Origin of the sequence: Oxalicibacterium faecigallinarum (assembly GCF_014635705.1) — a bacterium.
GTDB classification, from domain to species: Bacteria; Pseudomonadota; Gammaproteobacteria; order Burkholderiales; family Burkholderiaceae_D; genus Oxalicibacterium; species Oxalicibacterium faecigallinarum.
This window is the reverse complement of record NZ_BMDI01000001.1, coordinates 1-12,572: the sequence shown is the minus strand read 5'-3', so window position 1 is coordinate 12,572 and position 12,572 is coordinate 1. Positions and strand designations below refer to the sequence as shown.

The window sequence follows — 12,572 nt, the reverse complement described above, 5'->3', positions numbered from 1 at the left end:
GAAGGAAAGTTATTATGCCATCACCATGAACCGGATTATTCGTATTGAGTACGTTCGGTGACAGGCAAGGTGGATCGTATAATCCGGATTGACCGGCATGCAAAATGCTTGTCCATTTTCCTTATTTGACAGCGATAACCAGAAGACCAAACAAGGCCGGACATGATCACCGAAGAACAAATTAAGGCACTGCAGTCCGAAATGGAAGGCAATGGCGAAAATCAGGCGCAGATGGCGTACCGGATTCTGGAAGAAATGATCGTGACCTTGAAGCTGCCGCCTGGCAGCAAGATTTCCGAAAAAGCGCTAAACCGCTCACTCGGCTTTGGCCGTACGCCCTTGCGTGAAGCATTGCAGCGTCTGGCAATCGAGGGCAACGTCAAGATTCTGCCGCGCTCCGGCGTGATTGTGTCGGAGATTGATCTGGCCGATCAGCTCAACATGATTGAAGTACGTCGCGAGCTGGAAAAAATCATTGCCGGTCGCGCTGCACGGCTCGCCATGGAAGATCAGCGCGCGACCTTTCTAAAACTGGCCGAAGGCTTCGACCGTGCTGCCAAGGAAAACGATGGCAGCATCTTTATCGAAACCGATCGCGACTTCAACAGTCTGTGCATCGAAACGGCCCAGAACAAGTATGTGTCCTACGCCATCGGACCGATCGAAGCGCAGACACGCCGATTCTGGTATCTGCACTTCAAGCGGTTTGGCGATCTGGCACGCGTCTCCAGTCTGCATGCAGCCATCGCCCGTGCGATTGCCGCCAATGACGAGCCCGGCGCCCGCGATGCCTCGGATCGTCTGATTGATTATGTTGAGGAATATACGCGCAAAACGCTGCAGTTCATGGGCGGGATTTAATATCCGTTCTCGACGACACAAACAATCAAAAAATAATCAAAGGGCGCTTCAAGAAGCGCCCTTTTTGCATATCAGTATCCGGCTACGATCCCGTTACTGCGTGGATCGGCGCCCCCTTCAAACAAGCCATCTGCCTTGCGTACGATCGCGCCAGCATGACCGACCATTTCATCAAATGAGCCGATCACGTCGACTTCGTGCCCGAGCGCTTCGAGACCGGCGATGATGTCCGCTGAAAAGCGACTTTCCAGTTTCAGCGAATCCGAGCTCTGCCCCCAGGTCCGTCCAAGCAGCCAGCGTGGTGCAGTTACTGCCTGCTGCACGGGTTGGTCGAACACGGCATAACGCGTGAATACGGCAGCCTGTGTCTGCGGCTGGCCATCACCGCCCATCGTGCCGTACACCATGGTGCGGCCATCCTTGAATCGCGCCAATGCAGGATTCAGTGTGTGGAATGGCTTTTTGCCCGGTAACAAAGCATTGAGATGCGTTGGATCCAGCGAGAAAGAACAACCCCGGTTTTGCCAGTTGATGCCGGTCCGCGGCAATACCACGCCGCTGCCAAACTCGTGATAGATGCTCTGGATGAACGATACGGCACGCCCTTCGCTATCGATCACGCCCATCCAGATCGTGTCGCCAGGTCCCTTTCCCTGCCCCCATGGCAAGGCCTTGTCCAACCGGATTGCATCCACATACGGCTTGAGGAAAGCATCCGTCAGGCATTCCTGTGGATCGATTGTCATATGGGCCGGATCGGTCACATAACGATCACGCACGGCAAACGCCTGCTTGGTTGCCTCTACCACCAGATGCACGTATTCAAGACTGTCTTCCTCGTACTGGCCAATGTTCAACCGATCGAGAATCCCCAGGATGATCAACGACACCAAGCCTTGCGTTGGTGGTGCCATGTTGTAGATATCGCCGAGGCTGTGTTCGAGATGCACCGGCGCCACCGTGCGGGCGCGGTAGTCGTTCAGATCCTGCAGCGTGATGGGAATGCCGACATCTTCCAGATCCTGCGCGATTTCTTTTGCCAGCGGGCCTCGATAGAAGCTATCGAGGCCTTGCGACGCCAGTGCGCGCAAGGTCGTGCCCATACGCTTTTGAACGAAGCGACTACCAGCCTCCGGCGCCTTGCCGTTCGTCAAAAAGGTATCGGCAAAGCCCGGCTGTCCCACCAGCTCACTCAGCTTGGCAGATGTACTGGCAAACTGCGATGGCGTTACCGGAATACCGACTTCCGCGTAGTAGATCGCATCGCTCAGCATTCGCGACAGCGGCAACTTGCCGCCCCAGTTTGCGCTGATCTCCAGCGCCTGCTGCCAGCCACCAACCGTGCCAGCCAGGGTATTGGCAGCCAGCGGACCACGCATGGGAATCGCATCGAGCTTGCGTTGCGCATAAAAATCGGTGGAGATCGCTGCGGCTGCAACACCGCATGCTTCAATGGCAAGCACGGGTTTGCCGGGTTCGGACACGACCCAAAAGCCGTCACCACCAATACCGTTCATGTGCGGATAGACGATGGCAATGGTCGATGCTGCGGCCACCATGGCTTCGATGGCATTCCCGCCTTCGCGCAGAACCGACAAGGCTGCTTGCGCCGCCAGTGAGTGAGGAGCAACGGCCATGCCGCGGGTGGAGTAAATCGTATTAAGCATAGTGTCTTTCAGGTTTCCTATCTAATCTTCAACGGAAGGGCGCGCCCTTCCGGCGTTTCATTTCCCTTGTCAGGCTTGCCGAACCGAAGCAAGTGTCTTGGTCTCCGCCAGAAAGCGACGTCGTACCGGTTTCAATACAATCAAGGCAAGGAATGCAGTAAAGAAGTCCATGCAGATCACCGTGACAAACACCGGCGTCCAGGAACCGGTCGCGTCATGCATCATGGCTGCCAGCGGCCCACCAAGAACCGAGCCCACGCCTTGCGCCATGTAGAGAAAACCATAATTGGTCGTGGCATGACCGGTACCGAAGGTGTCGGTCAGGATCGATGGGAACAGCGAGAAGATTTCGCCCCATCCAAAGAACACCACGCCGGACAGCAGCACGAACAACACCGGGTTATCCGTCGTCATCAGCCACAAAGTCATTGCCACACCTTCCATCCCGAATGCAATGAACATCGTGTTCTCACGCCCGATGCGATCAGACACCCAGCCGAAGAACGGACGGGTCAGGCCATTGGCAAAACGGTCAATCGTCAGCGCCAGCGGCAGTGCGGCCATACCAAACACCATGGCGTCATGCACGCCGAAGTCCTTGGCAAATGCGCCCATCTGCGAGATCACCATCAGACCCGAGGTCGACATCATGGTCATCATGATGAACATCAACCAGAACACCGGTTTCTTCAGCATTTCGGACGATTTATAGCTGTACGCCGACTCGGTATTGGCACCCGACGATTTGTACTTGTCGACCAGCACCACCACTTCTTCCGGTTTTGGTCGGCGCATGCCTTGCGCTGCAAGAAAGCCGACCACGCCAATCATCAATCCGAACGTCAGCAAGGTGCTCGCCACACCCGACGATTTGACGCTGGCCGAAATTGCAAATGTGGTGATGATTGCGCCAAAGCCATAGCCAGCCGCGACCATGCCGACCGCAAAGCCGCGCTTGTCCGGAAACCACTGCACCATCAGACCCACCACACCGACGTAAATAATGCCGGTACCCACACCACCCAATAATCCATACGTGAGGTACAAACCCCAGACGCCCGTCACATATGACGCCAGCACCCAACTCAATGCCGTGAGAATGGCGCCGACTGACAGCAATAACCGCGGCCCGAACTTATCGACCAGATAACCCTGAAACGGCGAAAGAAAGGTCTGCGCCACGATCAGGATGGCAAAGGTCACCTGCACTTCCGTCAGCGTCGCACCAAGCGATGCGGTGAGGTCGGTCGTAAAAAGCGCCCAGACGTATTGCGGACTGGAGATGGCCATCATGGCGATGACGCCAAAAACGAGCTGCCACCATCTGGCCCTGCCCGGGAAATTGCTTGCTGCCGTGTTCATAGGGTTCATGTTGTCTCCGGAATAATAGGTGGGTTTAAAAACCTCTGAAAACTGAATGTTTTTTACTGACATGTCAGTTTTAAGTGAAGTTAGACCCAGTAAATAGCTTTGTCAAGGTAAAAGCACATCTCCCGGATTAAGATGCGCCGCCTTTGATCGAAGAGTGATCAAGGCAAAACTAGCAAACTTGATGCCAATTTTTATCAACCACGTTTAAAAGCGTGTTGATATCTAACATGTCACTTATTGGGGATTTTTATTTTGGAGAGAGCAACACCCTCCCTTGAACAGGGAGTGATTTGCCATTTTTTGGTGCGGGCGAGTGTCAACCCTCGCCGAGATAGGCTTGTCGTACGCGCGGGTCGTCCAGCATCGAATCGGCGTCGCCACTCATGGTAATCAGGCCAGACTCCATGACATAGCCACGATGCGCCGCTTGCAACGCCAGTCGCGCATTCTGCTCCACCAGCAGAATCGTGATGCCCTGTGCCGATACGGAGCGAATCACTTCGAAGATTTTCTCCACCATGATCGGTGACAAACCCATCGATGGTTCATCCAGCAAAAGCAGCTGGGGATGACTCATCAACGCACGCGCCATTGCCAGCATTTGCTGCTCGCCGCCAGACAAGGTACCTGCCATTTGTGCCGAACGCTCTTTAAGCCGAGGAAAAACCTCAAACCATTTTTCGATGTCCGCTTCGATCAGCGCCTTGTCGGATTTCGTATAAGCACCCATCAGCAGATTCTCGTGAATCGACATGCGTGTAAACACGCCCCGCCCCTCCGGCACCATTGCCAGCCCGCGCTGTACCAGTTCAAACGAATGCAGTCCTTTCATGGACTGGCCGTCGTATTCGACATGACCATCGACACGACAATCGGGCAAGGTGCCCGTAATCGCCTTCAGCGTCGTCGTCTTGCCGGCACCGTTGGCGCCGATCAGGGTAATCAGTTCGCCTTCATTGACTTCCAGATCAATGCCTTTGACAGCCTGAATCCCGCCATAGGCAACACGCAATCCGGAAATCTTCAATACATTCTTGGTCATCAGTGCCCGCTCCCGAGATACGCTTCCACTACCGCAGGATTGCTTTGCACGTCAGCGGGAATGCCTTCTGCAATCGGCTTGCCATAATCCAGTACCGTGATTCGGTCACACAGACCCATGACCAGCTTGACGTCGTGCTCGATCAACAAAATCGTTTTTCCTTCCGCCTTGATCCTGACCAGCAGTTCGCGCAAACCGAGTTTCTCGGTAGCGTTCATGCCTGCCGCCGGCTCATCAAGAGCCAATAGCAAAGGCTCGGTTGCCAGGGCGCGCGCAATTTCCAGCCGACGCTGATCGCCATAAGACAGATGCCGTGCCGTGCGTGCCGCAAAAGGCGCAATGCCCACAAAATCCAGTAACTCCATCGCCCGTGCGCGAATCGCCGCCTCTTCCCGGCGAGCCGCCCCATGATGAAAAACAGCGCCCAACAAACCCTGATGCGTGCGGACATGGCGGCCGACCATGACATTTTCCAGCGCGGTCATTTCACCGAACAGACGAATGTTCTGGAAAGTCCGGGCAATACCGGCTTTTGCCACTTCATGCGGTGCCGAAGGCGAGTACGGTTTGCCGTCAAGGTGAAAACTGCCGCTATCCGGCTGATACAGTCCGGTAATTACATTGAAGAACGTCGTCTTGCCCGCACCATTCGGTCCGATCAAACCGTAAATCTGCCCACGCTGTATGCGGACATTGACATCCGATAAGGCCTGCAAGCCGCCGAAGCGCTTGTTGACGCCGGAAATATCGAGAACGATGTCACCACTGTTGCTTGCCGTTGTCGTCATCGTCACTCCTATACCGCCACGACATCGGTTGATTTTTTCCCGGCATCGCCATCTGCAGTCGGCCTGTCTTCACTGCGTGGCGCCGGCCACAAGCCGGAGGGACGTATCAACATGATCAACACCATCGCCAAGCCGTAGAGCAGCTGACGCAACACTTCTGCATCCACAATCACATGACCGAACAAGGTACGCTGCAACGGCTCCACGCCATGACGCAAGACTTCAGGCAAGGCCGCCAGCAACAAACCACCCAGCACGACACCAGGAATATGTCCCATCCCGCCCAGCACCACCATCGCCAACACGGCAATCGATTCCGTCAATGAAAAGGACTCGGGCGACACAAAGCCCTGAAAGGACGCAAACATGGAGCCAGCCACACCACCGAAAGACGCACCCATTGCAAACGCCAACAGCTTGACGTTACGTGTATTGATGCCCATCGCCTTGGCTGCAATCTCGTCCTCGCGAATCGCCACGAACGCGCGCCCCAGACGGGAATTCTGCAGGCGAACCGAAATGAAGATGATGGCGATACAAAGCAAGAGAAACAGAAAGTAATGCGCATTGACCGATGGCATGGCGTAGCTGCCGATCATCACACTGCCGCCTTCGCCTGCGAGCGATACGCCAAACACGTGGATCGGATCGATCATGTTGATCCCTTGTGGTCCGTTGGTGATGTTGACCGGACCGTTGAGGTTATTCATGAAGATGCGGATGATCTCGCCAAAACCCAGCGTTACGATTGCCAGATAATCGCCACGTAGCTTGAGCGTTGGCGCACCGAGCAAGGCACCAAAGATACCAGCCACCAGCGCGGCAATCGGCACGATGATCCAGAGCGAAAGATGAATGCCATCCTGTGCAATCTCGGGCCCGAACAAGGTCATCAGTGATTCGCCAATGATCGGATATTGATTGACGAAGGACTCCAGCACGACAGCAAACTGGGGCGATGCCAACAACGCAGTCAGATAAGCACCAATCGCATAGAAGGCGATATAACCCAGATCCAGCAAACCGGCAAAACCGACCACCACATTCAGGCCAAGCGCCAGCATGATGTAAAGCAGCGCCAGATCGATGATGCGTACCCACGAATTACCAAAGTGTTGCGCCACGAATGGAAAAATCAACGCAACCAGCAAAAGTGCAATCAGGCTGCCATAGGCCTTGCGCGGATTGGCTGCAGTGTCGAAGTAGTTGGCCATCTGCTGTCCTTACGCGCGATCGGGCACACGTTCGCCCATGATGCCGGACGGACGCAAGGTCAGCACAATGATCAGCACCACAAAGGCAAAGATATCCTGATAGTGACTGCCAAGAAAACCACCCGTCAGGTCACCGATGTAGCCGGCACCCAGGCTTTCGATAATGCCGAGCAGAATACCGCCCAGCATCGCCCCATAAATATTGCCAATGCCACCCAGCACCGCAGCCGAGAAGGCTTTCAGTCCTGGCACAAAGCCCATCGCAAATTGCGCGGAAGAATAATTTGCCGCCCACATCACACCGGCAATTGCTGCCAGCGTTGCACCAATCGCAAACGTCATCACGATGACGCGATTGGAATCCACGCCCATCAAGCCGGCGACCCGCGGGTTTTCTGCGGTGGCACGCATGGCTCGGCCCAGCTTGGTTTTCTCGATCAGCAATGCCAGCAGGCCCATCGCAATGGCGGCCAGTACCAGCAACATGACTTGCGTTGGAGAAATCAGGGCACCGCCGATATGCAGAGGCTCAGCCGGCATGACTTGCGGAAAAGGAATCGGACTACGGCCCCAGATCATCATGGCTATCGTCTGCAACAAAATCGACACACCAATTGCCGTGATCAGGGGTGCCAGACGCGGCGCATTACGCAAGCGCCGATAGGCAACGCGTTCAATAAAGATATTGACGAGCACACAAACAGGAATCGCGCCAAGAATCGCGATGGCAAGCTGCAAGACGCCGGGCAAGCCCGGTGCGACCGATTCCAGAATACTCAGGATGGTCAGCCCTGCCATCGCACCAATCATCAGCACATCGCCATGCGCGAAATTGATCAGATTCATCACGCCATAGACCATCGTATAACCCAGTGCCACCAGCGCATACATGCTGCCAAGCACCAGCCCGTTGATCAGTTGCTGGACAAAAATATCCATGAATGTCTTCCCTTCTTCATCGCTGTCACTTCGGCGACAGTAACCGCAATAATCGTTCCACCTAACAAAAACGGCACCTTGACGCGAATCAAGGTGCCGCTGGAAATGAAGTTGCTACGCCCCGCGCCCGGAGCCGATCATCGCATCGATAAAAATAATCGAGGTCGTACGTAAAACCACCATATGCAGACTCTCCATTTTTATCAACCATGAACTGGGCAGGATTATAACCATACCCTTGGCGCTGTTACCTTAGTGCTAGTACTTGCTATTACTTGCGTGCCCCGAGACCCTTCGGCAACGGGAAGGTGACATTCTCTTCCACCCCTTCCAGCGGCCGCACGCTCTTGGCACCAAACTCCTTCAATTTGTCGATAACTGCCTGCACCAGCACTTCTGGCGCGGACGCACCGGCGGTCAGACCAATGCGCTGCTTGCCGGCGATCCAGGCGGGATCAATCAAGCTCGCGTTATCGACCATGTACGCCGGCACATCCTTCTTGCGTGCCACTTCGCGCAGACGATTGGAGTTGGAGCTGTTGGGGCTGCCGACCACAATCACGACGTCCACCTGCGGCGCCATGAATTTGACCGCTTCCTGCCGGTTGGTCGTGGCGTAACAGATGTCGGCCTTCTTCGGCTCGGCAATGTTCGGAAATTTTTTCTTGAGCGCAGCAATCACGTCCGCCGTGTCGTCAATCGACAACGTGGTCTGTGTCACGTACGACACCAGATCGGGATTGGCAACTTGCAGACGCTCGACATCTTCGACGGTCTCGACCAAATGCATGCCATCTTCTGTCTGGCCCATCGTGCCTTCGACCTCGGGATGGCCTTCGTGACCAATCATGATAATTTCACGACCATCACGACGCATCTTTTCCACTTCAATGTGCACCTTGGTCACCAAAGGGCAGGTTGCATCGAAAATCTGTAGTCCGCGCTCTTTCGCTTCTTCCTGTACCGCTTTGGAAACGCCGTGCGCAGAGAATACGACCGTGTTCCCGGTTGGCACATCCGCCAGTTCTTCGATGAAGATGGCACCCTTGTTACGCAGATCCGACACGACATAGGCGTTATGCACGATCTCATGCCGCACATAGATCGGCGCGCCGAACTCTTGCAAGGCACGTTCAACGATCTCGATTGCGCGATCCACACCAGCACAAAAGCCGCGCGGTTGCGCCAGCAGAATTTCACTTTCCATCTGTTCTTTCCTTGAAGGCCCGCGTATTGTCAGGCCAATACTTCACGACTTACATTCGTTTTACAGAACGCCGATGATTTGGACTTCAAACCGTACCGATTGTCCAGCAAGCGGATGATTGAAATCGAACAAGGCTGTTTCCGCATCGATCTCACGCAACACACCGGCAAACTGGCCGCCGCTCGGCGCAGCAAATTCGACCAGATCACCAATCACGTAATCCTCGCCCGGAACGGAATTGCGATCCAGCATTTCACGCGACAGACGACGCACCAGCTCCGGATTACGTGCACCAAAAGCCTGCTCCGGCGCCAGCGAAAATGTCTGATGCGTGCCCTCCGTCAAACCAAGCAGGCAGGCTTCCAGAAACGGCGCCAATTGCCCGGTACCCAGTTGCAAGGTCGCCGGATTACCGTCAAATGTCGTGATGAGATCGGTACCATCTTCTGCGGCAAGGCGGTAATGCAGTGTGAGATGGGTACCTTCGCCTACCACGGCTTGTGATAAATTCGACATTGTATTTTCGGTTAGCAAGACTGCGCTATTTTAAGCCAGCTTCAGGGGGAACGCCTCCTGCAACCACATCAGAGAACGAAGAAGCGTGACTTGAAAGCGCTCACAGCCGCCGCTTTCCTTGCAAGACAGGAAACTCCATGGCAATTACCGATTGGCCGGAAGATCAGCGTCCACGCGAACGTCTGATCAAGCACGGTGCGACCGCCCTCTCCGATGCTGAACTCCTCGCTGTCTTTCTGCGGGTGGGCGTTGCCGGCAAAAGTGCCGTCGATCTGGGCCGCGACATAGTGGCGCATTTTGGCTCGCTGAACGGCCTGTTCTCCACGTCGCTCAACGATTTTTCGAAAATCAACGGGCTTGGTCCCGCCAAATATGCGCAACTGCAAGCCGTGCTTGAACTTGCCAGACGCGCCCTGACAGAAGAAATGGAACAAGGTGTCACGCTCAGTTCACCACAAACCGTGACACAGTATTTGCGGCTTTTACTGGCAAACCGCACGCATGAATCCTTTGCCGTGTTGTTTCTGGACGTCAAAAATCGCCTGATTCTGTGTGAAGAACTCTTTCGTGGCACGTTGACCAGTGCCAGCGTCTATCCGCGTGAAGTCGTCAAAGCAGCACTGGCACACAATGCAGCCAGCGTGATATTGGCCCACAACCATCCGTCGGGTTCGCCCGACCCGAGTCAGGCAGATCATGCAGTGACACAAACGCTCAAGCAGGCTTTGGGACTGGTGGATATTCGGGTGCTGGATCACATTGTTGTTGCAGGAACACGCGTTTATTCGTTCGCTGAACACGGACAGTTATAAGACACCGCCCCAGCGTAAACAGAAACGTGTCCTCACGCACCTTAAATTGTTAAATTTAGAAAAACGAAAGAGACACAATTATTTTACGCAAGTCATTGAATAAGCGTATTTTTTTCGCTATACTCTCGTTTTTTCCAATTCTGGAATCTTTTAGGGAGTAAGCCATGGCACGTGTCTGCCAAGTCACCGGGAAAGGGCCGATGGTCGGCAACAACGTTTCCCATGCAAACAACAAAACGAAACGTCGTTTTTTGCCTAACCTGCAAAACCGCCGCATTTTCGTTGAATCGGAAAATCGCTGGGTTTCCCTGCGTCTGTCCAACGCCGGTCTGCGCGTCATCGACAAGATCGGCATTGATGCCGTTCTGGCCGACATGCGCGCTCGTGGCGAAAAAGTCTAACTAGCAGAATAAAGAGGAACCATCATGGCGAAATCTGGCCGCGACAAAATCAAGCTGGAGTCGACCGCAGGTACGGGTCACTTCTACACCACCACGAAAAACAAGCGCACCATGCCTGAAAAAATGGCGATCATTAAATTTGATCCCAAGGCACGCAAGCACGTGGAATACAAGGAAACCAAGATCAAGTAATTGGTCTGGTTCGATAAAAAAGCCGCTCGATGAGCGGCTTTTTTATGCACAAAATAATCTTCTGAATAGCGCCATGACAAAGCAGGCAGATCATTCTTGCCTGGACGTTACATTTTGTGCTCGCACTCAGATAACATGCGCTGAATTAATCGAGGCATGAAGTCATTATCCATACGTTCAATACTGCATTCTCGACATCACCCCTCTTCTTTATTCGCAAATCTGGTTTAGTAAAGCCGCATTCATGTCAACGCGACGATTTGAATGATCGTTGTAGCTGGACTCGTTGCAACTATTCGCTCGCTTATGTTCAGCCATCAACACATAAGCAGATGATGTCTTCAACAATTTGCTGAATAACGACAGGAAGACAAATGCGCGCCACATTTGTCCGAACGACCATCCTACGCATAACCAACAAATAGCGTCCAACCCGACGCGGATCATGCCGGCAACATGATCAAGGGAAAAATAATGAACCTGGAAAAAATGAAGATTTCCAACAAGATGTTGATCTTGTTGACTGGCCTGTGCCTGTGTATTGGGATTGTGGGTGGTATCGGGCTGTATGGGGCGAACTCTACAAAAGAGAGTCTGGATTCCGTTTATAAGAATCGCGTCATCCCGCTAAAACAGATCAAGCTGGTTTCGGATGCGTACAGCGTACAGATTGTAGATACAGCCCATAAAGTTCGCGATGGTGCAATGTCAGCAGAAGACGGGGTACGGTCCATCTTGCAGGCTCGCCAAATCATTAACGAACAATGGTCGGCCTATCTGGCAACAAATCTCACCAAGGAAGAGCTCATCCTTGTAGATCAATTCAAGAAGGTAAGCACCAATGCCGACAAGGCCGTTGATCAGCTTGTTGAGCATGTGCGCTCAAAGAACCTGGAACAGTTGCGCATCTTTGCAGCACGCGACTTGTACCCTGCGCTGGATCCTTTGCAAGAGGCTCTTGGAAAATTGATCGAATTGCAGTTGAATGAAACGCATCGCCAGTATCTTGCAAGTGATGCCGATTACCAACGCAATTTTGGCTTCATTACGGCTTTGATCATACTGTGCGTACTCAGCGCCGCCAGTATTGGTTATCTCATTACACGCAGCATCACTCGCCCTCTGAATAGCGCGGTGAGGCTTGCAGAGAAAGTTGCCTCTGGTGATTTGACGAGCAATATCATTGTCGATTCAAAAAACGAAACCGGTCAGTTGTTGCAAGCGCTAAAAGACATGAACGAAAGCCTGGTACGCATCGTGTCGCAAGTGCGAACAGGCACCGACACAATCGCGACCGCCTCGACGCAAATCGCGACCGGCAATCTGGATTTGTCATCCCGTACCGAAGAACAAGCCAGTTCACTGGAAGAAACCGCATCGTCGATGGAAGAGCTGACCTCGACCGTGAAACAGAATGCCGACAATGCAAGGCAGTCCAACCAGCTTGCGATGACGGCCTCGGAAGTCGCCGTGCAGGGTGGCAGCGTGGTGTCGCAAGTGGTGGAAACCATGGGCTCGATCAAGGAATCGGCCAACAAGATCGTCGACATCATCGGCGTCAT

At 53.8% G+C, this 12,572-nt stretch carries 13 protein-coding genes; 5 read left to right on the top strand and 8 right to left on the bottom strand.

The window, feature by feature from the left end:
• The first annotated feature begins 162 nt into the window (after positions 1–162).
• On the top strand, positions 163–861 hold the full coding sequence (locus tag IEV29_RS00065; RefSeq protein WP_188379242.1) for a GntR family transcriptional regulator: 699 nt from the start codon (positions 163–165) through the stop codon (positions 859–861).
• Between the two features lie 71 nt (positions 862–932).
• Here IEV29_RS00065 and IEV29_RS00060 read toward each other — a convergent pair whose 3' ends face one another.
• From IEV29_RS00060 to IEV29_RS00025, 8 genes are all read right to left on the bottom strand, one after another.
• Positions 933–2,528, bottom strand: a complete 1,596-nt coding sequence (locus IEV29_RS00060) for a gamma-glutamyltransferase family protein (protein WP_188379241.1) — start codon at positions 2,526–2,528, stop codon at positions 933–935.
• 69 nt (positions 2,529–2,597) lie between these two features.
• Complete coding sequence (oxlT, locus tag IEV29_RS00055) at positions 2,598–3,899, bottom strand: oxalate/formate MFS antiporter (protein WP_188379240.1); 1,302 nt, start codon at positions 3,897–3,899, stop codon at positions 2,598–2,600.
• 316 nt (positions 3,900–4,215) lie between these two features.
• Positions 4,216–4,941: an ABC transporter ATP-binding protein gene (locus IEV29_RS00050; protein ID WP_188379239.1), complete on the bottom strand. Its 726-nt coding sequence runs from the start codon at positions 4,939–4,941 to the stop codon at positions 4,216–4,218.
• On the bottom strand, positions 4,941–5,729 hold the full coding sequence (locus IEV29_RS00045) for an ABC transporter ATP-binding protein (RefSeq protein ID WP_188379238.1): 789 nt from the start codon (positions 5,727–5,729) through the stop codon (positions 4,941–4,943). Before IEV29_RS00045 ends, IEV29_RS00050 begins: the two co-directional genes overlap by 1 nt.
• An 8-nt stretch (positions 5,730–5,737) precedes the next feature.
• Positions 5,738–6,943 (bottom strand): ABC transporter permease subunit, encoded by a 1,206-nt coding sequence (locus IEV29_RS00040; protein WP_188379237.1) that lies wholly within the window; start codon positions 6,941–6,943, stop codon positions 5,738–5,740.
• A 9-nt stretch (positions 6,944–6,952) separates the two neighbouring features.
• Positions 6,953–7,882 carry a branched-chain amino acid ABC transporter permease gene (locus IEV29_RS00035; protein ID WP_188379236.1) on the bottom strand — a complete coding sequence of 310 codons (930 nt, stop codon included), beginning with the start codon at positions 7,880–7,882 and terminating at the stop codon, positions 6,953–6,955.
• 271 nt (positions 7,883–8,153) lie between these two features.
• Positions 8,154–9,089 carry a 4-hydroxy-3-methylbut-2-enyl diphosphate reductase gene (gene ispH, locus IEV29_RS00030; protein ID WP_188379235.1) on the bottom strand — a complete coding sequence of 312 codons (936 nt, stop codon included), beginning with the start codon at positions 9,087–9,089 and terminating at the stop codon, positions 8,154–8,156.
• Between the two features lie 60 nt (positions 9,090–9,149).
• Positions 9,150–9,605: an FKBP-type peptidyl-prolyl cis-trans isomerase gene (locus IEV29_RS00025; protein ID WP_188379234.1), complete on the bottom strand. Its 456-nt coding sequence runs from the start codon at positions 9,603–9,605 to the stop codon at positions 9,150–9,152.
• Between the two features lie 137 nt (positions 9,606–9,742).
• Between IEV29_RS00025 and radC the strand changes: the two genes are divergently transcribed.
• The 4 genes from radC to IEV29_RS16315 all read left to right on the top strand — a co-directional run.
• Positions 9,743–10,417 (top strand): RadC family protein, encoded by a 675-nt coding sequence (gene radC, locus IEV29_RS00020; RefSeq protein WP_188379233.1) that lies wholly within the window; start codon positions 9,743–9,745, stop codon positions 10,415–10,417.
• Between the two features lie 164 nt (positions 10,418–10,581).
• On the top strand, positions 10,582–10,818 hold the full coding sequence (gene rpmB / locus IEV29_RS00015) for a 50S ribosomal protein L28 (RefSeq protein WP_041296590.1): 237 nt from the start codon (positions 10,582–10,584) through the stop codon (positions 10,816–10,818).
• Between the two features lie 24 nt (positions 10,819–10,842).
• A complete protein-coding gene (gene rpmG / locus IEV29_RS00010; protein ID WP_188379232.1) occupies positions 10,843–11,010 on the top strand; it encodes a 50S ribosomal protein L33 in 168 nt (55 codons plus the stop codon).
• A gap of 474 nt (positions 11,011–11,484) precedes the next feature.
• A partial coding sequence (locus IEV29_RS16315) for an MCP four helix bundle domain-containing protein (RefSeq protein ID WP_308632699.1) occupies positions 11,485–12,572 on the top strand: 1,088 nt, incomplete at its 3' end.